The organism is Escherichia sp. WS338 (genome assembly GCF_046486405.1).
In the GTDB taxonomy this organism is placed as follows: Bacteria; Pseudomonadota; Gammaproteobacteria; order Enterobacterales; family Enterobacteriaceae; genus Escherichia; species Escherichia coli.
In genome coordinates, this window is record NZ_JBJQLL010000015.1 from 1 (window position 1) to 23,588 (window position 23,588).

Genomic DNA, 23,588 nt, shown 5'->3' on the forward strand with positions numbered 1-23,588 from the left:
AGCACCAGCTTGAAGAGGATAAAATGGGAGAGCAGTTATCGATTCCCTATCCGGGCAGCCCGTTTACGGGCCGTAAGTAACGAAGTTGGATGCAAATGTCAGATCGTGTGCACCTGTTAGGGCGCGGCTGGTAAGAGAGCCTTATAGGCGCATTTGAAAAACCTCCGGCTATGCCGGAGGATATTTATTCGCGACCGCCTCACGCCAGCGTTGATGCTCAGCCTCGGTTTTGCGGTACTTGTATTCCGGGAACGATTTACGGAAATCATGCTCCGCACGCAACCCGCTCAACAGCTGGCGGAAGGGAACAGAGAGCGCCTCATATGCGGCAATACCACTGGCCCAGAGCGTATCGCCGCCGGTCGAGGGTAACTCTTTCGCCGCCAGAATCGCCCCTGCGGGTGGCGTTTGAATAAATGTCACATCGGTGTGCCAGTTGTCGTTATCCGGCGGATTATCGTTATGGGTATCCAGGACGATGATCTCGTCAACCCCTTCAGCATGAGGGTAAACAGGGTGAATATGCAGCTCGCCAAAACGCTGGGCCAGCGCGCGTTGCTGCTGCGGCGTAATAGCTTGATCGCGCAGAAACACCACCTGATGGCGCAGCACCGCATGGTAAAGCTGTTCAAACTGATTATCGCTTAACGGGCGCGTTAAGTCGGCCCCCGTAATTTGTGCGCCAATATACGGCCCCAGCGGGGTAATGCTCAGACGTTCACTCATTGTACTTCTCCATGCCAGGGCGTCAGGCGGCGCTGTAACGCGCGCAGACCCAGTTCTAAAAGAAAGGCGATAATCGCAATCACCGCGATCCCCGCCAGCACCACGTCAGTCGCGAGAAATTCACCCGCTGACTGAACCATAAATCCTAAACCGCGCGTTGCGGCAATCAGCTCCGCCGCCACCAGCGTAGACCAGCCCACACCCAGACCAATGCGTAATCCGGTGAGGATTTCCGGCAGCGCGCCGGGCAAAATGACAAACCACAGCACCTGCGCACGGCTGGCACCCAGCGACTGGGCGGCACGAATGCGAACCTGCTGCGCGCTTTTCACCCCCGCCAGCGCCGACATCGCCACCGGCGCAAAAATCGCTAAATAGATCAGTAAGATCTTCGAGGTTTCGCCAATACCAAACCAGATCACCATCAGCGGCAAATAAGCCAGCGGCGGCACCGGACGATAAAGCTCGATTATCGGATCCAGAATGCCGCGCACCGTCGGGCTTAGCCCCATGGCGATCCCGACCGGAATACCGATCAACACCGCCGCGAGTAGCGCCAGCAAAATGCGCGTCAGGCTGGCTGCCAGATGCTGCCACAGCGTGGCGTCCATAAATCCCTGCGGCCCGGCAATGGTGAGCAGTTTTGCAAGTACCTGTTGCGGTGGCGGCAAAAACAGCGGGCTAATCAGTTGCAGCGCCGCGACTGCCCACCATACAGTGAGCAAAACCGCTAACGTACCAATGCTTAAGGTCACCTGACGCGAGAGCGGCCAGCGCCATTTCAGCCGATGCGAATGCAGTTTTTCATTAATGAGCACACTCATGAGAACGCCTCCCGTTGCTCAAATACGCGGCTTAAAACATATTCGCGCATGGCGATGAATTGTGGATCGGACTTGATGCTGCGGCTCGGTTCCCCGGCAACAAAGCGGCGAGCAAAGTTGAGCGGCAGCCGCTCCAGCACACGGCCTGGGCCGGGTGAAAGCAGAACCAGTTCAGTCGCCATAAACACCGCTTCTTCTATATCGTGGGTAATCAACAGCACCTGCTTGCCCGTCTCCTGCCAGAGTTTCAGCAGCAGGGTTTGCATCTGGTCGCGGGTGAAGGCGTCCAGCGCACCAAACGGTTCGTCGAGTAATAACAGCTGGGGATTTGCCGCCAACGCGCGGGCAATCCCCACCCGCTGACGTTGACCACCGGAAAGCTGCCAGATGTAGCGTTTTTCTGCGCCTTCCAGCCCGACTTTTTTCAGCATCTGGTGTGCGATTTCCAGTCGCTGCATTTTCTCTACACCTGCCAGTTGCAGGCCGAACGCCACGTTGTCCTGTACATTGCGCCACGGTAACAGCCCTTCATTCTGAAAAACTACGCCACGCTCTGCTCCCGGTCCCTGAATACCCTTACCCGCCAGTTGAATGCTGCCATGCTGATAAGGCACAAAACCAGCAATCAAATTCAGCAACGTAGTTTTGCCGCAGCCAGACGGCCCCAGCACCACCAGAAGCTCGCCGTTTTCCAGCGTCAGGTTGATATCTTCCAGTGCCGGTTTGCCGCCATAATCGGCGTAAAGATGAGAAATTTGCAGCATCTGCGCCTCCTTTTATTGCACGAAGCGCGAGGTAACGTACTGGCTGTAATCATTCGCCACGGCGGGGACTTTGCCCTGCTCTTTCAAAAACTGCGCGGTGTCGATGATCGCTTTGTTCACCGGTCCGGTCAGTTCTGCCGTTTGCTGCTGCGGCGTCAGATAGGTATTCCCCTTCACCAGCCCCGGAACGTCACCTTCAGGCACGCCGCTTAACCGCGCCAGTTTGCTGATGTTTTCAGGCTGTTTCAGCCACGCGTCTGGGTTAGCAATGTACGGTTGCTGAGCATCGATGGCGCTTTTGGCGAACGCTTTCACGACCTCTGGATGTTTCTCGGCAAAATCTTTCCGCACTACCCAAACATCCAGCGTCGGCGCACCCCACTGCCCGACCTGTTCAGAATCGGTCAGCACCTTGCCGTCTTTTTCCAGCGCGTTAACCGCCGGTGCCCAGACATAAGCACCATCAATATCTCCCCGCTGCCAGGCAGCGATAATCGCGGGCGGCTGCAGGTTCACAATCTCCACTTGCCCAGGTTTAATACCCCAGTGTTTCAGCGCCGCCAGCAGGCTGTAGTGGGTGGTGGAGATAAACGGTACGGCGATGCGTTTGCCAATCAGATCTTCGGGTTTGCTGATAGTTTTCTTTACCACCAGCGCTTCGGAGTTACCCAGTTTTGACGCCAGTAAGAAGACTTCAATCGGCACTTGTTGGCTGGCTGCCACCGCTAATGGGCTGGAACCGAGGTTGCCGATTTGCACGTCGCCCGAAGCCAGCGCCCGCACGATGCTGGCTCCGCTGTCAAACTTACGCCAGTCAACGCTCGCCCCGCTCTCTTTAGCAAAGGTGTTGTCGGCCTGAGCCACTTTCGCCGGTTCGGCTGAAGTTTGATACGCCACAGTGACGTTCACCGCCTGTGCCTGAAAAGCGATGAATGCCAGTGCGGCAAGAAGTGTGTTACGCGATGAAATTGCCATGATTGTCTGCTCCCCTGTCTTGTTATGGGAGCAGTATTCAGGAATAAAAACATTCATTAAAAGAATTAGTTGTTATCGCACAGATGATTTTATTCTTAGCGAAAAAGTGGCAAAGGAAAGATTAAATATGCAATTACACCCACTCTGACAATTCAGTAAGTTACTGCACTTCATTTTATTAATACATAAACAAGCAGATTATAATGTCTTTTATTTTATTAACAGCAATACATATAATGAAACCATTATATTCACATTGCATATATAACTGTATCATTCTCAATCAACCACATAATACATTCACATAATGTATATAACCCATATTTGTGCATAGAACATATTTTTAATATGCAATTAATTGACAAACTAAATCACATTTAAATACAATATATAAAACAAAATAACCATACAAACCAAACACACAAACACTTAACATATGAACTACATAAAGATTACACAGTCTTATCCCCGTACCTGGCAGCCCCTTGTTTTTCAGCTATCAGCTATTTTTAACACTTAAAAATTAGCATCTGTCTGCGTCAGAGGTTACGTCTCTGCGGGCGTCGTTGTGCTTGTAGTATAATAAATAAAATGGAGTGTCATAAAGTGGATAAGGTTTTAGATTCAGCGATCCTTTCTTCGGCAAATAAAAGAAAGGGTATCCTTGCCATTGGCGCGCATCCTGACGATATAGAATTAGGCTGTGGCGCATCGCTAGCTCGCCTTGCGCAAAAAGGAATTTATATTGCTACCGTGGTGATGACTACCGGTAATTCTGGCGTAGATGGAATAATCGATCGCCACGAAGAATCACGCAACGCTCTAAAGATATTAGGGTGCCACCAAACTATTCATCTTAATTTTGCTGACACCCGCGCTCATTTACAGCTCAATGATATGATTTCTGCCCTGGAAAATATCATAAAAAATCAAATTCCCTCTGATGTTGAAATTATACGTGTATATACCATGCATGATGCTGACCGCCATCAGGATCATCTTGCAGTCTATCAAGCCTCAATGGTTGCCTGTCGCGCTATTCCGCAAATTCTCGGCTATGAAACACCAAGTACCTGGCTTTCATTTATGCCTCAGGTTTTTGAATCCGTGAAAGAAGAATATTTTTCTCTTAAACTGACTGCGTTAAAAAAACATAAAAGTCAGAGCCAGCGAGATTATATGCGCCCGGAGCGTCTGCGTGCAGTTGCTCAATTTCGCGGGCAACAGGTCAATAGCGATCTGGGTGAAGGTTTTGTTATTCATAAAATGATTCTTTGAGCAAATTGCATGAAAACCTGGATCTTTATATGTATGGCCGTAGCAATATTGCTATGGTTTCTGAGTACGTTAAGGCGTAAGCCCAGCCAAAAGAAAGGCTGTATTGACGCCATTATACCTGCTTATAACGAAGGCCCGTGTCTGGCGCAGTCACTGGATAATCTGCTGCGTAACCCTTATTTCTGCCGGGTAATTTGCGTTAACGACGGCTCCACGGACAATACCGAAGCGGTCATGGCGGAAGTCAAACGCAAATGGGGCGACCGCTTTATTGCCGTCACGCAAAAAAATACCGGTAAAGGTGGTGCGCTAATGAATGGCCTCAATTACGCCACCTGCGATCAGGTTTTTTTAAGTGATGCCGACACCTATGTTCCGCCCGATCAAGACGGAATGGGCTATATGCTGGCAGAAATAGAGCGCGGTGCTGATGCCGTAGGCGGCATTCCCTCTACTGCGTTGAAAGGCGCGGGTCTGTTACCGCACATCCGCGCGACCGTAAAGTTGCCGATGATTGTTATGAAGCGCACGCTACAGCAGCTCCTGGGCGGCGCACCGTTTATTATCAGCGGTGCCTGCGGGATGTTCCGTACTGATGTATTGCGTAAGTTCGGTTTCTCTGATCGTACTAAAGTCGAAGACCTTGATCTCACCTGGACATTGGTGGCAAACGGCTATCGTATTCGGCAGGCGAATCGCTGCATCGTATACCCACAGGAATGCAACAGCCCGCGTGAGGAATGGCGTCGCTGGCGGCGTTGGATTGTGGGCTACGCGGTCTGTATGCGCCTGCATAAAAGACTTTTATTTAGCCGCTTCGGTATCTTCAGTATATTTCCTATGCTGTTGGTTGTGCTTTATGGCGTTGGGATTTATCTCACTACCTGGTTTAATGAATTCATCACCACCGGGCCACATGGTGTGGTGTTGGCAATGTTCCCGCTTATCTGGGTCGGCGTAGTTTGTGTTATTGGTGCATTTAGCGCCTGGTTTCATCGTTGCTGGTTGTTGGTGCCTTTAGCACCGCTTTCCGTTGTGTATGTATTATTAGCTTATGCCATCTGGATTATTTATGGACTTATTGCCTTTTTTACTGGACGCGAACCTCAGCGCGACAAACCCACCCGCTATTCCGCACTGGTGGAAGCGTCAACCGCTTATTCCCACCCTTCTGTCACAGGAACTGAAAAACTATCTGAAGCTTAATGTTAAAGAGAAAAATATTCAGATTGCAGACCAGGTGATTATTGATGAAAGTGCCGGTGAGGTTGTTATCGGCGCGAATACCCGTATTTGCCACGGTGCCGTTATTCAGGGTCCGGTAGTGATTGGCGCAAACTGCCTGATAGGTAATTATGCGTTTATTCGTCCTGGCACAATAATCAGCAATGGCGTAAAAATTGGTTTTGCCACCGAAATTAAAAATGCGGTTATTGAAGCGGAAGCAACGATTGGTCCGCAATGCTTTATTGCCGACTCGGTAGTTGCAAACCAGGCATATTTGGGCGCACAAGTACGAACCAGTAATCATCGTCTGGATGAACAGCCCGTGTCTGTTCGAACTCCAGAGGGAATTATCGCTACCGGATGCGATAAATTAGGTTGTTATATCGGGCAGCGTTCACGCCTTGGCGTACAAGTTATTATTTTGCCTGGGCGAATTATTTCCCCGAACACGCAACTTGGCCCGCGCGTGATTGTAGAACGTAATTTACCTACCGGAACTTATTCACTCCGACAAGAACTTATCCGTACAGGAGATTAAAATGATAAAACGGACGTTATTAGCGGCGGCAATTTTTAGCGCATTACCCGTTTATGCCGGGTTAACTTCCATTACCGCGGGCTACGATTTTACCGATTATTCTGGCGATCATGGCAACCGTAATTTAGCGTATGCTGAACTGGTGGCGAAAGTTGAAAACGCAACGCTGCTTTTTAATCTTTCCCAGGGGCGTCGTGATTATGAAACTGAATATTTCAATGCCACTCGCGGTCAGGGTGCGGTCTGGTATAAATGGAATAACTGGCTGACAACCCGAACGGGTATTGCCTTTGCGGATAATACGCCGGTCTTTGCCCGCCAGGATTTTCGTCAGGATATTAACCTGGCCCTGTTGCCAAAAACGCTTTTCACGACCGGTTATCGCTACACTAAATATTACGATGATGTCGAAGTCGATGCCTGGCAAGGCGGCATATCATTCTATACTGGCCCGGTGATCTCCAGCTACCGCTATACCCATTATGACTCCAGCGATGCAGGTGGTAGTTACAGCAATATGATTTCCGTGCGTCTGAATGACCCGCGCGGCACTGGTTATACGCAACTATGGCTAAGCCGCGGAACAGGCGCTTACACCTATGACTGGACGCCAGAAACACGCTACGGCAGCATGAAGAGCGTCAGTCTGCAACGTATTCAACCGCTGACTGAGCAACTTAATCTCGGGCTGACGGCAGGTAAAGTGTGGTACGACACCCCAACCGATGATTATAACGGTCTGCAACTTGCAGCCCATCTGACCTGGAAATTCTAATTCCTTCTGCCGCCCGCTATCCGGGGCGGCCTTCCCTGTCGATTAGGCCCCTCTTTCCTTTTTGTTATCCGACTACATTCACCGGATAAATTTTATTCTCCAGTGTTATATACTATAGGGGGGTATGTATTGACATATAGCATACCCCCCTATAGTATATTGCGTGCAGATGATGAGGTGCGAAATGCCCAGTACTCCGGAAGAGAAGAAAAAGGTCCTTACTCGAGTTCGTCGTATTCGGGGGCAGATTGATGCTCTGGAACGGTCGCTGGAGGGTGATGCCGAATGCCGTGCCATACTCCAACAGATCGCTGCCGTTCGGGGCGCGGCTAACGGGCTGATGGCAGAAGTGCTTGAAAGCCATATCCGGGAAACGTTTGACCGAAATGACTGCTACAGCCGCGAAGTCAGCCAATCCGTTGACGACACTATTGAACTGGTTCGTGCCTATCTTAAATAGCTGAATCTATTACCATATTGAGGAAGAGCGAGAGATGAAATCACGTGCTGCCGTTGCATTTGCTCCCGGTAAACCGCTGGAAATCGTTGAAATTGACGTTGCACCACCGAAAAAAGGTGAAGTGCTGATTAAAGTCACCCATACCGGCGTTTGCCATACCGATGCATTTACCCTCTCCGGCGATGACCCGGAAGGTGTATTCCCGGTAGTTCTCGGTCACGAAGGGGCCGGCGTTGTGGTTGAAGTCGGTGAAGGCGTAACCAGCGTCAAACCTGGCGACCATGTGATCCCGCTTTACACCGCAGAGTGCGGCGAGTGTGAGTTCTGTCGTTCCGGCAAAACCAACCTCTGTGTTGCGGTTCGCGAAACCCAGGGTAAAGGCCTGATGCCAGACGGCACCACCCGTTTTTCTTACAACGGGCAGCCGCTTTATCACTACATGGGATGCTCTACATTCAGTGAATACACCGTGGTCGCGGAAGTGTCTCTGGCCAAAATTAATCCAGAAGCAAACCACGAACACGTCTGCCTGCTGGGCTGTGGCGTGACCACCGGTATTGGTGCGGTACACAACACGGCTAAAGTCCAGCCAGGTGATTCTGTTGCCGTATTTGGTCTTGGCGCGATTGGTCTGGCAGTGGTTCAGGGCGCGCGTCAGGCGAAAGCGGGACGGATTATCGCTATTGATACGAACCCGAAGAAATTCGATCTGGCGCGTCGCTTCGGTGCTACCGACTGCATTAACCCGAATGACTACGACAAACCGATTAAAGATGTCCTGCTGGATATCAACAAATGGGGTATCGACCATACCTTTGAATGCATCGGTAACGTCAACGTGATGCGTGCGGCGCTGGAAAGTGCGCACCGCGGCTGGGGTCAGTCGGTGATCATCGGGGTAGCTGGTTCTGGTCAGGAAATCTCCACCCGTCCATTCCAGTTGGTCACCGGTCGCGTATGGAAAGGTTCCGCGTTTGGCGGCGTGAAAGGTCGTTCCCAGTTACCGGGTATGGTTGAAGATGCGATGAAAGGCGATATCGATCTGGAACCGTTTGTCACGCATACCATGAGCCTGGATGAAATTAATGACGCCTTCGACCTGATGCATGAAGGCAAATCCATTCGAACCGTAATTCGTTACTGATTTCCCGCAGGTTTACCCGTCCAGTTCAGACGGGGTTCTTAATACTCTCCCCGGGCAGCCGCCCGGGGGATTAACCATGAGATAATGACTGATGGAACTCATTGAAAAACATGCTAGCTTTGGCGGCTGGCAAAATGTGTATCGGCATTATTCCCCATCACTGAAATGTGAAATGAATGTCGGCGTCTATCTCCCACCAAAAGCCGCGAATGAAAAATTACCGGTGCTGTACTGGCTTTCAGGCCTGACCTGCAACGAGCAGAATTTCATTACTAAATCGGGGATGCAACGTTACGCGGCGGAGCACAACATTATTGTTGTTGCGCCAGACACCAGTCCGCGAGGCAGTCATGTCGCAGATGCCGACCGTTACGATCTCGGGCAAGGTGCCGGGTTTTACCTGAACGCAACGCAAGCGCCGTGGAATGAACATTACAAAATGTATGATTATATCCACAACGAGCTGCCGGATTTAGTGATGCAACATTTTCCGGCAACGACCAGAAAGTCTATCTCAGGTCATTCTATGGGCGGGCTGGGCGCGCTGGTGCTGGCGTTACGTAACCCAGATGAATATGTCAGCGTCTCGGCGTTTTCGCCCATTGTCTCCCCATCGCAAGTACCGTGGGGACAGCAAGCCTTTACCGCATATCTTGGTGAAAATAAAGATGCCTGGTTGGATTACGATCCGGTGAGTCTTATTTCACAAGGTCAACGCGTTGCGGAAATAATGGTTGATCAGGGGTTGAGTGATGATTTTTACGCAGAACAGCTGCGGACTCCAAATCTTGAAAAGATCTGCCAGGAGATGAATATCAAAACGTTAATCCGTTATCACGAGGGTTATGATCACAGCTATTATTTTGTCTCCAGTTTTATTGGCGAGCATATTGCGTACCACGCCAATAAACTGAATATGCGTTGAGCATCCGCGCACGCATGCCGGATGCGGCGTAAACGCCTTATCCGGCCTACATTTCACCCGTAAGCCGTAGGCCTGATAAGACGCGAAAAGCGTCGCATCAGGCATCTGCGCACGGCTGCCGGATGCGGCGTGAACGCCTTATCCGGCCTACACTTCGCCCGTAAACCGTAGGCCTGATAAGACGCGTAAGCGTCGCATCAGGCATCACTGCACGGCTTATCTATGTTTACCACATCAAATCATCAGGCACTTTGAAGTCGGCATACGGATCGTCTTCATCCTGCTCTTCGGCGCTGAGCGCGCTGTGCAACACAATACTGCTGGCATCACGCTGAGCAATTTTATCGGCAACACTAGCGGGAATAATGGCGTATTCACCTTCGCTATTGTTATCGACCAACAAGCGGGCAATCGCCAGACGACCATTAATCAACTGCGCCTGTGTGAGCTTATCGACAAAAATCTTCTTAATCAGATTGCCGTCAGTGAAGTTAAAACCAATATCGCCATTGGCAATGGTGATTCGGTTCATTTCAATGAGCTGCTTCACCTGGGCTTTATATTCTTTCGCCAACGCCGCTTGTTTTTGCTGTTCGCTAAGCTGTTTATCACGCTCAAGCTGTGCCTTTTTATTTTCTTCTACCGCCGCCCGAGCTTCACGCGCCTGAACGCGCGATTTTTTCGCCGTTCTCTCCACCTTCGCTGCTTTTTTGCTGGTGACTAATCCTGCTTTGAGCAACTGCTCTTGTAAGGTAAGTTTTGCCATCTTTGTTTCCAAACCCGCTGAATAATTTTTAGCGAGTATACCTGTAAACGCCGTAGGTGTATTGGGGGCAAGTCCCTTTCGCCCCTGCTTAATAAGGCGCGTCAGGCATCGGCACACGGCTGCATTCTTGATCTCCGACTCATCAAAATAAACACTGCCAGGCCAGCAACAAGAATACCCGGTGCAGAAGCGGCCATTACGCCGACCGTGCCAGTGCCTAATGCCAGCATTTTCCCGGCCAGTAACGGACCGCTCATAGCCCCCAGACGCCCTACCGCCACGGCTGTTCCCACACCTGTTGCGCGGATCTGCGAACTGTAAAACAACGGTGCCAGGGCATACAAAACGCTTTGCCCACCTGTCGCAAACAACCCCGCGACGAATCCCGCCAGCAACATACCGTTAAATGACGACACCGTTCCCAGCGCCAGCAGCGAAGCTAACATGCCGCTATAAATCAGTAGCGACATGGTTACTGGACGCAGCTTATCCATCAATGCGCCCAACATTAACGTCCCGCTTGCCGCACCCATTTGCAGTGCAAACATCACCCCTGCCGCCTGCGATGGCTGGAATCCTTGCTCCACCAAAAGCAGCGGTAGCCAGTTGATCAACATGTAGACCACCAGCAGAGTGAAGAAATAACACAACCACAGCAGCAGCGTCGCGGTTGCCGTTTCTGGCGCAAATAACGCACGCAGTGGAGGCGCGGCCTGTTTTTCGCCAGCGAACACCGCCGACTCCGGCAGCCAGCGCATTAATAGCGGCACCAGAATCAACGGCACCACACCACCTACCCAAAACACCGTTTGCCATGCTAAGTTTGCCCCCGCGAAACCCAGTGTCGCCGCCAGCGCCGCGCCAATGGGAACACCGCAATACATCAGGCTCACTGCCGTCCCACGAAAACGTGGACCCGCGGCTTCAGACGTCAGGGCGATCAGATTCGGCAACGCCGCCCCCAGCCCGACACCGGTCATCAGTCGCGCAAAGACCAGTGAGGGGAAATCCCAGGCAATCGCCGTTGCCAGTGAGAACAAACCAAACAGCGCAACTGAGCCAATCAAAATGCGCTTGCGACCATAACGGTCCGCCAGCATTCCGCCAACCAACGCGCCGGGTAGCAAACCGAGTATTCCGGCGCTGAATATCCAGCCCATTTGCATTTTATCGAGTGCGAAAGCCTGGGCGATGCCACCCGCCGCAATGCCAGCCGCCTGAAGATCCAGTCCTTCCATCAGAGCGACCAAAAAACAAAGCCCGATGGTCAGCATCAGGCGGGTTGAAGATGATGAAGGGGTACGAGTCGACATAAGATGAACCTCGTTGCGAGTGCAGGTGAATCGCGGCTGATACATTGTCAGCCGCGTAATCAGAACCATTTAATGACTGCCTACGGGCGAAATATAGGCCGGATAAGGCGTTTACGCCGCATCCGGCAGTCGTGCTGGGATGGGCATACAAAATGCACGTTCTCGGCAGTCATCATTATTTGTTGTTGCGCAGATCCAGCGCCACGTCGACGATCATATCCTCCTGGCCGCCAACCATCCGGCGTTTGCCCAGCTCAACGAGAATATCCACCGCGCTTAAGCCATAACGCGCCGCCGCCGTTTCACAGTGACGCAGGAAGCTCGAGTAAACACCAGCGTATCCCAGCGCCAGCGTTTCGCGATCGACTCGTACCGGTCGATCCTGCAACGGACGCACCAGGTCGTCAGCGGCATCCATTAACGCATAGAGATCGGTCCCATGCTGCCAACCCAGTTTATCCGCGGCGGCAATAAAAACTTCCAGCGGCGCGTTACCTGCGCCCGCGCCCATTCCCGCGAGGCTGGCGTCGATTCGGTCGCAGCCCTCTTCCACCGCCGCGATAGAGTTCGCCACGCCAAGACTCAGGTTATGGTGAGCGTGCATGCCGGTTTGCGTTTCTGGTTTCAGCACTGCTTTCAGGGCGCGGAAACGGTCACGGATATCGCTCATGTTCATCGCACCGCCAGAATCCACCACATAAATACAGGTCGCACCGTAGCCTTCCATCAGCTTTGCCTGCTTTGCGAGATTCTCCGGCGTGGTCATATGGCTCATCATCAGAAAACCAACGGTGTCCATTCCGAGCTCGCGGGCATACTGAATATGCTGGGCGGAAACATCAGCTTCGGTGCAGTGCGTTGCCACACGAACCACCCGCGCGCCAGCCTGCCAGGCATTTTTCAGATCGTGGATAGTGCCGATTCCTGGCAGCAACAACGTCGCGATTTTGGCGTGCTTCACCACATCCGCCACTGCTTCAATCCATTCAAGGTCGCTATGTGCGCCGAAACCATAGTTAAAGCTGGACCCCTGCAAACCGTCGCCATGGGCCACTTCAATCGAATCCACGCGGGCATCGTCCAGTGCTTTGGCAATCTGGCGAACGTTTTCCAGCGAATACTGATGACGAATGGCGTGCATACCGTCACGCAACGTGACGTCCGAGATATAAAGTTTTTTACCGTTCATGCCGCTTCTCCTGCCTTGCGCGCCAGTGACTGGGCCATTTTTTCCGCTGTCGCCAGCGCACTGGAAGTCATAATGTCGAGGTTGCCTGCATAGGCAGGCAGATAATGCGCTGCGCCTTCGACTTCCAGCCAGACCGCCGTTTTCAGTCCGGAGAACTGCCCCACGCCCGGCAAATTAACCGGTTTATCCTGCGGGATAACTTCAAACTGCACGCGCTGTTTCAGGCGATAACCCGGTACGTAAGCCTGCACCGCCTCAGCCATTTCATTGATTGAGGCTTCGATATCATCTTGTGAAGCTTCGTCGCTCAATACATACACCGTGTCACGCATCATCAACGGTGGCTCTGCTGGGTTAAGCACAATAATCGCCTTCCCTTTTGCCGCGCCACCCACCACTTCAATGGCGCGCGAAGTGGTTTCCGTAAACTCATCGATATTGGCACGCGTGCCAGGTCCGGCAGATTTACTGGCAATAGAAGCGATAATTTCGGCGTAATGAACACGCGCCACGCGTGAAACTGCCGCCACCATTGGAATGGTGGCCTGGCCGCCGCAGGTGACCATGTTGACGTTCAGTTGAGCGACGTTCTCCTCGAGGTTAACGACCGGCACGCAGTAGGGGCCGATGGCAGCAGGCGTCAGGTCAATTAAGCGAATATCCGGTTTCGCTTCGCGCAAAGCGGCATCGTTTTTCACATGCGCACCCGCGCTGGTCGCATCAAATACAATGTCGATATCAGCAAATTCAGGCATGTTCATCAGCCCGATCACCCCTTCATGGGTGGTGGCGACGCCCATACGTCTGGCACGCGCCAGACCGTCGGACTGAGGATCAATGCCGACCATCACCGCCATCTCCAGATGCTGGCCGTGACGCAAAATTTTAATCATCAGATCGGTGCCAATGTTGCCTGAACCGATAATGGCGACTTTACGCTTACTCATGACAGATTTCCTTTTGGGGCTGCGCTTGAAAATGTCGCAGCAACTGAACCTATGCCTTCAATATGGGCTTCAAAACGATCGCCCGCATTCACCGCCACCATCGGACCTAATGCCCCGGTAAGAATGATATCTCCGGCGCGCAGCGGTTCACCCAGGCTGGCCATTTTGCGTGCCAGCCAGACGGCGGCATTAAGCGGATGTCCCAGGCATTCGCTGCCGCGCCCGCTGGAAACCTCTTCGTTATTACGCGTCATCTTCATGGCGCAGTTTTTCAGGTCTAACCCCGCCGGACGTTGCGCCGGACCGCCGATGACATACACCCCGCAGGAAGCGTTATCTGCCACGGTATCGACAAACTGAATCGACCAGTCGCGAATGCGGCTCCCCACCACTTCCAGCGCCGGAAGTACCCATTCAATGGCGTTATACAATTCGTCGAAGGTGATATCGGTTGCGGGTAGATCGCGGTTCAACACCAGTGCAATCTCCGCTTCAATGCGGGGTTGCAGAACACGGGAAAAAGGAATGGTTTCGTTATCGCCATAACACATGTCGGCAAATAATGTCCCGAAATCCGGTTGATCAACGCCCAGTTGTTGCTGCACTTTCGGATGCGTCAGCCCCACTTTGCGCCCCACCACTCGCCGTCCCTGAGCGACGTCGTGTTGCACATTGATGTGCTGAATGGCGTAGGCCGCTTCAGCGTTATCGATACCAATCAGATCGCGCAGCGGCGCAATCGCTTCGCCCTGCTCTGCGGCGCGACGTAAATCCGCCGCCAGTTGCTCAAGAGTATGCTTCGTCATGACCGTTCCTTAAGGGCGTGCGAGGAAATTCAGCACCAGTTGATTGAAAGCGTCGGCATGTTCCCACTGCGCCCAGTGACCACAGTCGCGGAAGATATGCAGTTCAGAACCGGCAATGCCGGACAGCAGACGCAGACCCGCATCCATCGGCACAAAGCGGTCGTTGCGCCCCCAGACAATCAGGGTTTGCGCTTTGATTTCCGCCAGACGTGGGCCAAAATCCGGGAACTGTTTCGGATTGGCTTCCAGGCTCTTAACGAAGTTTTCCAGGTGATCGCGGCGCGACAGCATATTATTCAGGCGCGCTTCAAACAGGGCGTCGGTCAAATCGCTGGTATCAAAAACGAAGATATCCATCATCAGCTTCAGGTTTTCGATAGTCGGCTGACGATAAAGCTGATTCAGTCGCTTAATACCTTCGGTTGGCATCGGCGTAAACAAACTCATGCCGCCCGTACCGCCGCCCATCAGCACCAGTTTGCCGACGCGCTCCGGCCAGTTAAGGGTGAACGCCACAGAACTGTGGCCGCCCATCGAGTTGCCCAGCAGGTGGATTTTGGCGATATCCAGTTGATCCACCACGCTTTTCAGGATTCGCGCATTAAGATCCGATCGTGAACCACTATTAACGATCGAATCGCTCTTACCCCAACCCGGACAATCCAGCAGGATCACCCGATAGCCCGCCTTTACCAGCGGATCGATATTGCGGCTGAAGTTCGCCCAGCCAGTAGCACCCGGGCCGGAACCATGCAGCAGGACAACAGTTTCGTCGCCTTGTCCGCAGTCATTAAAATGGATGCGCAGCGTTTTACCCGCTTCTTCTACATTCAGAAAACGGCTGGTGGCGGCTTCGGTTTGTGGCTGATAACTCATCATCTTCTCCTGCATATTCAGTTCTCTGTTCTGGCGCTTAACGAGCCAAATCCGGCAATCCACTCCGGGATTGGGCGGTAATAACGCCCTTCGCTACGCCAGTTGCCAAACGCAGAAATAGCGGCAAAAGCGGCGACCCAGGTTTTGATTTCATGTGTCGACTTTCCGGCAATGGCGGAAAGCTCTTCGTTACTGACGGCATCCAGTTCCTGTATGCGTCCCTGCTCCAGCAAAGTCATGAACTGGTTATCCCAAATCGGGTTGAGCGGATGCAGCGTTCTCTGATCCTCAACAAACTTCTCAGCGGCGCTAATCACCCGCTGCTGACGCAATTCGCGCTCACTGGCGGGTAAATCTTTCCCGCTCCCCAACAGACGGTCGCGCATATGGGCATCGGCTTTCGCCAGTTCTGGTACCGGTGGCTGATGGGAAAGCCCACCGGACCCAAGGAACAGCACGCGTTTATTGAGAGTGCTGGTGAAACGTCCAATGGCTTCCCCCAACATGCGGGTACGCTGGAAACCGGGCAACGGCGTGGCGACACCGTTGATGAACACAGGCAGAACCGGCACCTTATCCAGCCCACCGAGCAGGAACTCCAGCGGCTGGGCGAACCCGTGGTCCACCTGCATACAGTAAGAAACGGCAAGATCGATTCCGCTCTTCATGACGGCATGCGCACAGGCCTCCGCCAGCTCAACAGGCACGGGCAGCTCACCTGCCGCACTGCCGAAATCACCAATTGCCGTCGCTCCAACGCCTAAACAGAACGGTGGCATCACGTCATAGAAAAAGCCGTTGTAGTGATCTGGCGCAAACAGCACCACCAGTTCAGGGGAGAAAGCCGCAATACGCTCGCGGGCGCTGGCAATCACGCCATTGACCTCATCGAGTACCTCTTGCGCCGGGTCGACATATCCCACCAGCGGCGAGTGGGAAAGACAGTGAAGATAAGCGTGCATATCAGGCTACCTTTTCGACAGAAACGTCGGCATCAGGGCGGGTCAGCGTCATTACCGACGCCAGTTTATTCAGCGTATTACCCAGAGTTTGCGGAATGGCGGTGGCGGCAACAAAGCGATCCGGGCGCATCACCACCAGCGAAGCATTGTGTTGCGCGAACCAGCTACGCAGGCGACCTTGCGTATCGCCCACGCGTAGTACGCCGTCGTGGTTATCCTGTGCGGTATGAATTTGCACTTCCGGCACCACCTGAATGAAGCGTGTGCCCAACGCGCGCCACTGCTGGATTTGCTCGTCGCTCATCCCCCACAGTGGATTGCATCCCCAGCCAATTACCGCGAAGTTCGCGCCGATCGCGTTATCGAGCAGCGTCACGTCGCCGTTTTCCAGCGTGACTTTCGGCTGAATAAACATCTTGCCGACCGGAGAGTGCTTCGCTTCGCCCTCACGCACCAGCGCACCGCCGTAATATTGCGGCATCGGCTTGAAGCGCATTTCGAGGAAGTAGCGTTTTACTGGCGGCAGATAATTCAACAGCCAGGAAACGCCGTCACGTAACGTACCCTGCCAGCGTTTCGGCGGAGCCAGCACGTTGCCCGCCGTCACGGACAGGTCAATCATCGCTTTGGCGTGATCGCGACGTTCTTGTTGATAGGTATCGAGCAGCGCATCGCGGGCTTTCCACTGGATAACCAACGCCAGTTTCCATGCGAGGTTAAAGGCGTCGCGCATGCCACTGTTATAGCCCTGCCCCTGCCATACCGGCATGATGTGCGCGGCATCGCCCGCCAGCAGTACGCGATCAATACGAAAACGTTGCGCCAGTCGCGCGTTGTGGGTGTAGACACGCTGGCGAATCAATTCAACATTGTCCGGATTAGGCAGCACTTTGCTTAACAGCTTGCGCATATTTTGCGGCTCACGCAGCTGTTCTTCGGTTTCTCCCGGCATCACCATAAATTCAAAGCGACGTACCGCATGAGGCAGCGCGGCAGAAACATACGGGCGCACCGGATCACAACACAAATAGATATGCGGCGTACTTAACGGATCGTTGGCGATATCTACCACAATCCACTGATTTGGCGCAGTTTTACCTTCAAACGGCACATTCAGGGTGCGACGGACAAAACTTGCCCCACCATCACAGGCCACCAGCCATTGGGCTTTGACCGTTTCCCGCTGCCCTTCTGCCGTTTTCAGGTGCAAGGTCACTTCGTCATCTTGCTGGCTGAAGGCCTCCAGCTCGCGGGAAAACAGGCAGCGCACATTCGGAAAACGCGACAATCCTTCCAGCATCACCGCATCGACCTGAGGCTGATTAAAGGCGTTACGGCGCGGCCAGCCAAATTCATCGGTCATTGGCTGAATATCAGCAAAACAGCGACCTTTTGGGGTGAGAAAACGCATCGCGTGCCACGGCGTAGTGTGCGGCAGAACATTATCGACCAGGCCGACCGACTGCATGGTGCGCAGCGCCTCGTCATCAATACCAATCGCACGCGGGTAGTCGATCAACTTATCGAGTTTCTCCACCACCAGCACGTCAATGCCCATCTGGCCGAGATAGTTCGCCATCATCAGCCCGACCGGACCGGCACCAGCGATCGCCACCTGAACGCTATGGTTAACAGCAGGCTGGATGTCAGGATGTTGTATTGCCATTTCAGTACCTCACGACTCGGACAAAATGCCGTTGCGCGCACAGTACGGCGCAACTTATTTTGTTAAAAACATGTAAATGATTTTTTATTGTGCGCTCAGTATAGGAAGGGTGTTTTCGGCTACAATCAAAACATGCCCGAATGTGCACCAAGTGCACAACGTTGTTTTAACTATAGAAATGTCAATTAATATGCAGAACAATGAGCAGACGGCATACAAAACCGTGCGCGGCTTAACCCGCGGTCTAATGTTATTAAATATGTTAAATAAACTTGATGGCGGTGCCAGCGTCGGGCTGCTGGCGGAACTCAGCGGCCTGCATCGCACCACTGTGCGGCGACTACTGGAGACGCTGCATGAAGAGGGATATGTCCGGCGTAGTCCCTCCGATGATAGTTTCCGTTTGACCATCAAAGTGCGGCAATTAAGCGAAGGATTTCGTGACGAACAGTGGATTTCTGCACTGGCGGCCCCACTGCTGGGCGATCTGTTGCGCGAAGTGGTATGGCCGACAGATGTGTCCACCCTGGATGTTGATGCAATGGTGGTACGCGAAACTACCCATCGTTTCAGCCGCTTATCTTTTCACCGGGCAATGGTCGGGCGACGGTTACCGCTTCTGAAAACCGCCTCGGGCCTGACCTGGCTGGCCTTTTGCCCGGAACAAGAACGCAAGGAATTAATCGAGATGTTAGCCTCCCGCCCCGGTGATGACTATCAACTGGCACGGGAACCGTTAAAGCTGGAAGCCATTCTGGCGCGCGCGCGCAAAGAGGGGTACGGACAGAACTACCGCGGCTGGGATCAAGAAGAAAAGATCGCCTCTATTGCCGTACCGCTGCGCAGTGAACAACGGGTGATTGGCTGTCTGAATCTGGTGTATATGGCGAGCGCAATGACCATTGAACAGGCAGCGGAAAAGCATCTTCCGGCGCTACAACGGGTGGCAAAACAGATCGAAGAAGGGGTTGAATCGCAGGCTATTCTGGTGGCCGGACGGCGAAGCGGCGTGCATTTACGTTGACACCATCGAATGGCGCAAAACCTTTCGTGGTATGGCATGATAGCGCCCGGAAGAGAGTCAATTCAGGGTGGTGAATGTGAAACCAGTAACGCTATACGATGTCGCAGAGTATGCCGGTGTCTCTTATCAGACCGTTTCCCGCGTGGTGAACCAGGCCTGCCACGTTTCTGCGAAAACGCGGGAAAAAGTGGAAGCGGCGATGGCGGAGCTGAATTACATTCCCAACCGCGTGGCACAACAACTGGCGGGCAAGCAGTCGTTGCTGATTGGCGTTGCCACCTCCAGTCTGGCCCTGCACGCGCCGTCGCAAATTGTCGCGGCGATTAAATCTCGCGCCGATCAACTGGGTGCCAGCGTGGTGGTGTCGATGGTAGAACGAAGCGGCGTCGAAGCCTGTAAAGCGGCGGTGCACAATCTTCTCGCGCAACGCGTCAGTGGGCTGATCATTAACTATCCGCTGGATGACCAGAATGCCATTGCTGTGGAAGCTGCCTGCGCTAATGTTCCGGCGTTATTTCTTGATGTCTCTGACCAGACACCCATCAACAGTATTATTTTCTCCCATGAAGACGGTACGCGACTGGGCGTGGAGCATCTGGTCGCATTGGGTCACCAGCAAATCGCTCTGTTAGCGGGCCCATTAAGTTCTGTCTCGGCACGTCTGCGCCTGGCGGGCTGGCATAAATATCTCACTCGCAATCAAATTCAGCCGATAGCGGAACGGGAAGGCGACTGGAGTGCCATGTCCGGTTTTCAACAAACCATGCAAATGCTGAATGAGGGCATCGTTCCCACTGCGATGCTGGTTGCCAACGATCAGATGGCGCTGGGCGCAATGCGCGCCATTACCGAGTCCGGGCTGCGCGTTGGTGCGGATATCTCGGTAGTGGGATACGACGATACCGAAGACAGCTCGTGTTATATCCCGCCGTTAACCACCATCAAACAGGATTTTCGCCTGCTGGGGCAAACCAGCGTGGACCGCTTGCTGCAACTCTCTCAGGGCCAGGCGGTGAAGGGCAATCAGCTGTTGCCCGTCTCACTGGTGGAAAGAAAAACCACCCTTCCGCCCAATACGCAAACCGCTTCTCCCCAGGCGTTGGCAGATTCTTTAATGCAGCTGGCGCGACAAATTTCCCGACTCGAAAGCGGGCAGTGAGCGCAACGCAATTAATGTGAGTCAGCTCACTCATTAGGCACCCCAGGCTTTACACATTATGCGTCCGGCTCGTATGTTGTGTGGAATTGTGAGCGGATAACAATTTCACGCAGGATACAGCTATGACTATGATTACGGATTCACTGGCCGTCGTATTACAACGTCGTGACTGGGAAAACCCTGGCGTTACCCAACTTAATCGCCTTGCGGCACATCCCCCTTTCGCCAGCTGGCGTAATAGCGAAGAGGCCCGCACCGATCGCCCTTCCCAACAGTTGCGCAGCCTGAATGGTGAATGGCGCTTTGCCTGGTTTCCGGCACCAGAAGCGGTGCCGGAAAGCTGGCTGGAGTGCGATCTTCCTGAGGCCGATACTGTCGTCGTCCCCTCAAACTGGCAGATGCACGGTTACGATGCGCCCATCTACACCAACGTGACCTATCCCATTACGGTCAATCCGCCGTTTGTTCCCGCGGAGAATCCGACGGGTTGTTACTCGCTCACATTTAATATTGATGAATGCTGGCTACAGGAAGGCCAGACGCGAATTATTTTTGATGGTGTTAACTCGGCGTTTCATCTGTGGTGCAACGGGCGCTGGGTCGGTTACGGCCAGGACAGCCGTTTGCCGTCTGAATTTGACCTGAGCGCATTTTTACGCGCCGGAGAAAACCGCCTCTCGGTGATGGTGTTGCGCTGGAGTGACGGCAGTTATCTGGAAGATCAGGATATGTGGCGGATGAGCGGCATTTTCCGTGACGTCTCGTTGCTGCACAAACCGACCACACAAATCAGCGATTTCCATGTTGCCACTCGCTTTAATGATGATTTCAGCCGCGCGGTACTGGAGGCAGAAGTTCAGATGTGCGGCGAACTGCGCGATGAGCTGCGGGTGACGGTTTCTTTGTGGCAGGGTGAAACGCAGGTCGCCAGCGGCACCACGCCTTTCGGCGGTGAAATTATCGATGAGCGTGGTGGTTATGCCGATCGCGTCACGCTACGTCTGAACGTCGAAAACCCGGCGCTGTGGAGCGCCGAAATCCCGAATCTCTATCGTGCGGTGGTTGAACTGCACACTGCCGACGGCACGTTGATTGAAGCAGAAGCCTGCGATGTCGGTTTCCGCGAAGTGCGGATTGAAAATGGTCTGCTGCTGCTGAACGGCAAGCCGGTGCTGATTCGCGGCGTTAACCGTCACGAGCATCATCCTCTGCATGGTCAGGTCATGGATGAGCAGACGATGGTGCAGGATATCCTGCTGATGAAGCAGAACAACTTTAACGCCGTGCGCTGTTCGCATTATCCGAATCATCCGCTGTGGTACACGTTGTGCGACCGCTACGGCCTGTATGTGGTGGATGAAGCCAATATTGAAACCCACGGCATGGTGCCAATGAATCGTCTGACCGATGATCCGCGCTGGCTACCCGCGATGAGCGAACGCGTAACGCGAATGGTGCAGCGCGATCGTAATCACCCGAGTGTGATCATCTGGTCGCTGGGGAATGAGTCAGGCCACGGCGCTAATCACGACGCGCTGTATCGCTGGATCAAATCTGTCGATCCTTCCCGCCCGGTGCAGTATGAAGGCGGCGGAGCCGACACCACGGCCACCGATATTATTTGCCCGATGTACGCGCGCGTGGATGAAGACCAGCCCTTCCCGGCTGTGCCGAAATGGTCCGTCAAAAAATGGCTTTCGCTGCCTGGAGAACTGCGCCCGCTGATCCTTTGCGAATATGCCCACGCAATGGGTAACAGTCTTGGCGGCTTCGCTAAATACTGGCAGGCATTTCGTCAGTACCCCCGTTTACAGGGCGGCTTCGTCTGGGACTGGGTGGATCAGTCGCTGATTAAATATGATGAAAACGGCAACCCGTGGTCGGCTTACGGCGGTGATTTTGGCGATACGCCGAACGATCGCCAGTTCTGCATGAACGGTCTGGTCTTTGCCGACCGCACGCCGCATCCGGCGCTGACGGAAGCAAAACACCAGCAGCAGTTTTTCCAGTTCCGTTTATCCGGGCGAACCATCGAAGTGACCAGCGAATACCTGTTCCGTCATAGCGATAACGAGCTCCTGCACTGGACGGTGGCACTGGATGGCAAGCCGCTGGCAAGCGGTGAAGTGCCTCTGGATGTCGCTCCACAAGGTAAACAGGTAATTGAACTGCCTGTACTACCGCAGCCGGAAAGCACCGGGCAACTCTGGCTAACGGTACACGTAGTGCAACCGAACGCGACCGCATGGTCAGAAGCCGGACACATCAGCGCCTGGCATCAGTGGCGTCTGGCGGAAAACCTCAGCGTGACACTCCCCGCCGCGTCCCACTCCATCCCGCATCTGACCACCAGCGAAACGGATTTTTGCATCGAGCTGGGTAATAAACGTTGGCAATTTAACCGCCAGTCAGGCTTTCTTTCACAGATGTGGATTGGCGATGAAAAACAACTGCTGACGCCGCTGCGCGATCAGTTCACCCGCGCACCGCTGGATAACGACATTGGTGTAAGTGAAGCGACCCGCATTGACCCTAACGCCTGGGTCGAACGCTGGAAGGCGGCGGGCCATTACCTGGCCGAAGTGGCGTTGTTGCAGTGCACGGCAGATATACTTGCCGACGCGGTGCTGATTACGACCGCTCACGCGTGGCAGCATCAGGGAAAAACCTTATTTATTAGCCGGAAAACCTACCGTATCGATGGACACGGTGAGATGGTCGTCAGTGTGGATGTTGAAGTAGCGAGCGATACACCGCATCCTGCACGGATTGGCCTGACCTGCCAGCTGGCGCAGGTCGCAGAGCGGGTAAACTGGCTCGGATTAGGGCCGCAAGAAAACTATCCCGACCGCCTTACTGCGGCCTGTTTTGACCTCTGGGATCTGCCATTGTCAGACATGTATACCCCGTACGTCTTCCCGAGCGAAAACGGTATGCGCTGCGGGACGCGCGAATTGAATTATGGCCCACACCAGTGGCGCGGCGACTTCCAGTTCAATATCAGTCGCTACAGCCAACAACAACTGATGGAAACCAGCCATCGCCATCTGCTGCACGCGGAAGAAGGCACATGGCTGAATATCGACGGTTTCCATATGGGGATTGGTGGCGACGACTCCTGGAGCCCGTCAGTGTCGGCGGAATTCCAGCTGAGCGCCGGTCGCTACCATTACCAGTTGGTCTGGTGTCAAAAATAATAATAACCGGGCAGGCCATGTCTGCCCGTATTTCGCGTAAGGAAATC

21 protein-coding genes and 2 pseudogenes are annotated in these 23,588 nt (G+C 53.5%); 11 read left to right on the plus strand and 12 right to left on the minus strand.

The genetic code is table 11. The features are described from left to right. Positions 1 to 80, plus strand: a pseudogene (locus ACJHWT_RS14630) (IS200/IS605 family transposase); the annotation flags it as partial. 94 nt (positions 81 to 174) lie between these two features. On the opposite strand, the pseudogene tauD reads toward ACJHWT_RS14630, so the two are convergent. The 4 genes and pseudogenes from tauD to tauA form a co-directional block, all read right to left on the minus strand. Continuing rightward, a pseudogene (gene tauD, locus ACJHWT_RS14635) lies at positions 175 to 726 on the minus strand (taurine dioxygenase); the annotation flags it as partial. Further along, positions 723 to 1,550, minus strand: coding sequence for a taurine ABC transporter permease TauC (gene tauC, locus ACJHWT_RS14640; protein WP_000114579.1), 828 nt, complete (start codon positions 1,548 to 1,550; stop codon positions 723 to 725). The gene tauC and the pseudogene tauD, both read right to left, overlap by 4 nt. Beyond that, positions 1,547 to 2,314 carry a taurine ABC transporter ATP-binding subunit gene (gene tauB, locus ACJHWT_RS14645; protein ID WP_000939338.1) on the minus strand — a complete coding sequence of 256 codons (768 nt, stop codon included), beginning with the start codon at positions 2,312 to 2,314 and terminating at the stop codon, positions 1,547 to 1,549. The genes tauC and tauB overlap by 4 nt, the downstream gene beginning before the upstream one ends. A gap of 12 nt (positions 2,315 to 2,326) precedes the next feature. Next, entirely contained in the window at positions 2,327 to 3,289 is a 963-nt protein-coding gene (gene tauA, locus ACJHWT_RS14650) for a taurine ABC transporter substrate-binding protein (protein WP_001317652.1), read from the minus strand. A gap of 606 nt (positions 3,290 to 3,895) precedes the next feature. Between tauA and ACJHWT_RS14655 the strand changes: the two genes are divergently transcribed. The 7 genes from ACJHWT_RS14655 to fghA all read left to right on the plus strand — a co-directional run bounded on the left by ACJHWT_RS14655 (position 3,896) and on the right by fghA (position 9,636). Next, the gene (locus ACJHWT_RS14655) at positions 3,896 to 4,567 is read left to right on the plus strand and encodes a PIG-L deacetylase family protein (RefSeq protein WP_000362014.1); all 672 of its coding nucleotides are present in this window, start codon (positions 3,896 to 3,898) and stop codon (positions 4,565 to 4,567) included. A 9-nt stretch (positions 4,568 to 4,576) separates the two neighbouring features. Continuing rightward, a complete protein-coding gene (locus ACJHWT_RS14660; RefSeq protein ID WP_000860420.1) occupies positions 4,577 to 5,773 on the plus strand; it encodes a glycosyltransferase in 1,197 nt (398 codons plus the stop codon). A gap of 34 nt (positions 5,774 to 5,807) precedes the next feature. Next, positions 5,808 to 6,332 carry an acetyltransferase gene (locus ACJHWT_RS14665; protein ID WP_000582570.1) on the plus strand — a complete coding sequence of 175 codons (525 nt, stop codon included), beginning with the start codon at positions 5,808 to 5,810 and terminating at the stop codon, positions 6,330 to 6,332. Between the two features lies 1 nt (position 6,333). Next, on the plus strand, positions 6,334 to 7,107 hold the full coding sequence (locus ACJHWT_RS14670) for a YaiO family outer membrane beta-barrel protein (protein WP_065203492.1): 774 nt from the start codon (positions 6,334 to 6,336) through the stop codon (positions 7,105 to 7,107). A gap of 184 nt (positions 7,108 to 7,291) precedes the next feature. After that, a complete protein-coding gene (gene frmR / locus ACJHWT_RS14675; protein WP_001141271.1) occupies positions 7,292 to 7,567 on the plus strand; it encodes a formaldehyde-responsive transcriptional repressor FrmR in 276 nt (91 codons plus the stop codon). Between the two features lie 34 nt (positions 7,568 to 7,601). Continuing rightward, positions 7,602 to 8,711: an S-(hydroxymethyl)glutathione dehydrogenase gene (gene frmA / locus ACJHWT_RS14680; protein ID WP_000842102.1), complete on the plus strand. Its 1,110-nt coding sequence runs from the start codon at positions 7,602 to 7,604 to the stop codon at positions 8,709 to 8,711. Positions 8,712 to 8,802: 91 nt separating this feature from the next. Beyond that, entirely contained in the window at positions 8,803 to 9,636 is an 834-nt protein-coding gene (fghA, locus tag ACJHWT_RS14685) for an S-formylglutathione hydrolase (RefSeq protein WP_000419035.1), read from the plus strand. Positions 9,637 to 9,862: 226 nt separating this feature from the next. Here the strand turns inward: fghA and ACJHWT_RS14690 are convergent, their stop codons facing one another. The 8 genes from ACJHWT_RS14690 to ACJHWT_RS14725 all read right to left on the minus strand — a co-directional run bounded on the left by ACJHWT_RS14690 (position 9,863) and on the right by ACJHWT_RS14725 (position 18,161). Then, positions 9,863 to 10,402 carry a DUF2058 domain-containing protein gene (locus ACJHWT_RS14690; protein WP_001096705.1) on the minus strand — a complete coding sequence of 180 codons (540 nt, stop codon included), beginning with the start codon at positions 10,400 to 10,402 and terminating at the stop codon, positions 9,863 to 9,865. Between the two features lie 101 nt (positions 10,403 to 10,503). Continuing rightward, a complete protein-coding gene (mhpT, locus tag ACJHWT_RS14695; protein ID WP_001317651.1) occupies positions 10,504 to 11,715 on the minus strand; it encodes a 3-(3-hydroxy-phenyl)propionate transporter MhpT in 1,212 nt (403 codons plus the stop codon). A 175-nt stretch (positions 11,716 to 11,890) separates the two neighbouring features. Then, entirely contained in the window at positions 11,891 to 12,904 is a 1,014-nt protein-coding gene (gene mhpE, locus ACJHWT_RS14700) for a 4-hydroxy-2-oxovalerate aldolase (RefSeq protein WP_001013518.1), read from the minus strand. Then, entirely contained in the window at positions 12,901 to 13,851 is a 951-nt protein-coding gene (gene mhpF, locus ACJHWT_RS14705) for an acetaldehyde dehydrogenase (RefSeq protein WP_000044319.1), read from the minus strand. Before mhpF ends, mhpE begins: the two co-directional genes overlap by 4 nt. Continuing rightward, entirely contained in the window at positions 13,848 to 14,657 is an 810-nt protein-coding gene (gene mhpD / locus ACJHWT_RS14710; protein WP_000160711.1) for a 2-keto-4-pentenoate hydratase, read from the minus strand. Before mhpD ends, mhpF begins: the two co-directional genes overlap by 4 nt. Before the next feature lie 9 nt (positions 14,658 to 14,666). Then, positions 14,667 to 15,533, minus strand: coding sequence for a 2-hydroxy-6-oxonona-2,4-dienedioate hydrolase (mhpC, locus tag ACJHWT_RS14715; protein WP_000121910.1), 867 nt, complete (start codon positions 15,531 to 15,533; stop codon positions 14,667 to 14,669). 17 nt (positions 15,534 to 15,550) lie between these two features. Beyond that, complete coding sequence (mhpB, locus tag ACJHWT_RS14720; RefSeq protein WP_000543457.1) at positions 15,551 to 16,495, minus strand: 2,3-dihydroxyphenylpropionate/2,3-dihydroxicinnamic acid 1,2-dioxygenase; 945 nt, start codon at positions 16,493 to 16,495, stop codon at positions 15,551 to 15,553. 1 nt (position 16,496) lies between these two features. Then, positions 16,497 to 18,161 carry a bifunctional 3-(3-hydroxy-phenyl)propionate/3-hydroxycinnamic acid hydroxylase gene (locus ACJHWT_RS14725; RefSeq protein WP_001007436.1) on the minus strand — a complete coding sequence of 555 codons (1,665 nt, stop codon included), beginning with the start codon at positions 18,159 to 18,161 and terminating at the stop codon, positions 16,497 to 16,499. A gap of 190 nt (positions 18,162 to 18,351) precedes the next feature. Here ACJHWT_RS14725 and ACJHWT_RS14730 point away from each other — a divergent pair, with 190 nt between their 5' ends. The 3 genes from ACJHWT_RS14730 (at position 18,352) to lacZ (ending at position 23,541) form a co-directional block, all read left to right on the plus strand. Continuing rightward, positions 18,352 to 19,185: a DNA-binding transcriptional regulator gene (locus tag ACJHWT_RS14730; protein WP_021539084.1), complete on the plus strand. Its 834-nt coding sequence runs from the start codon at positions 18,352 to 18,354 to the stop codon at positions 19,183 to 19,185. 76 nt (positions 19,186 to 19,261) lie between these two features. Further along, positions 19,262 to 20,344 (plus strand): DNA-binding transcriptional repressor LacI, encoded by a 1,083-nt coding sequence (gene lacI, locus ACJHWT_RS14735; protein ID WP_000805866.1) that lies wholly within the window; start codon positions 19,262 to 19,264, stop codon positions 20,342 to 20,344. Positions 20,345 to 20,466: 122 nt separating this feature from the next. Next, entirely contained in the window at positions 20,467 to 23,541 is a 3,075-nt protein-coding gene (lacZ, locus tag ACJHWT_RS14740) for a beta-galactosidase (RefSeq protein ID WP_000177889.1), read from the plus strand. Positions 23,542 to 23,588 lie beyond the last annotated feature (47 nt).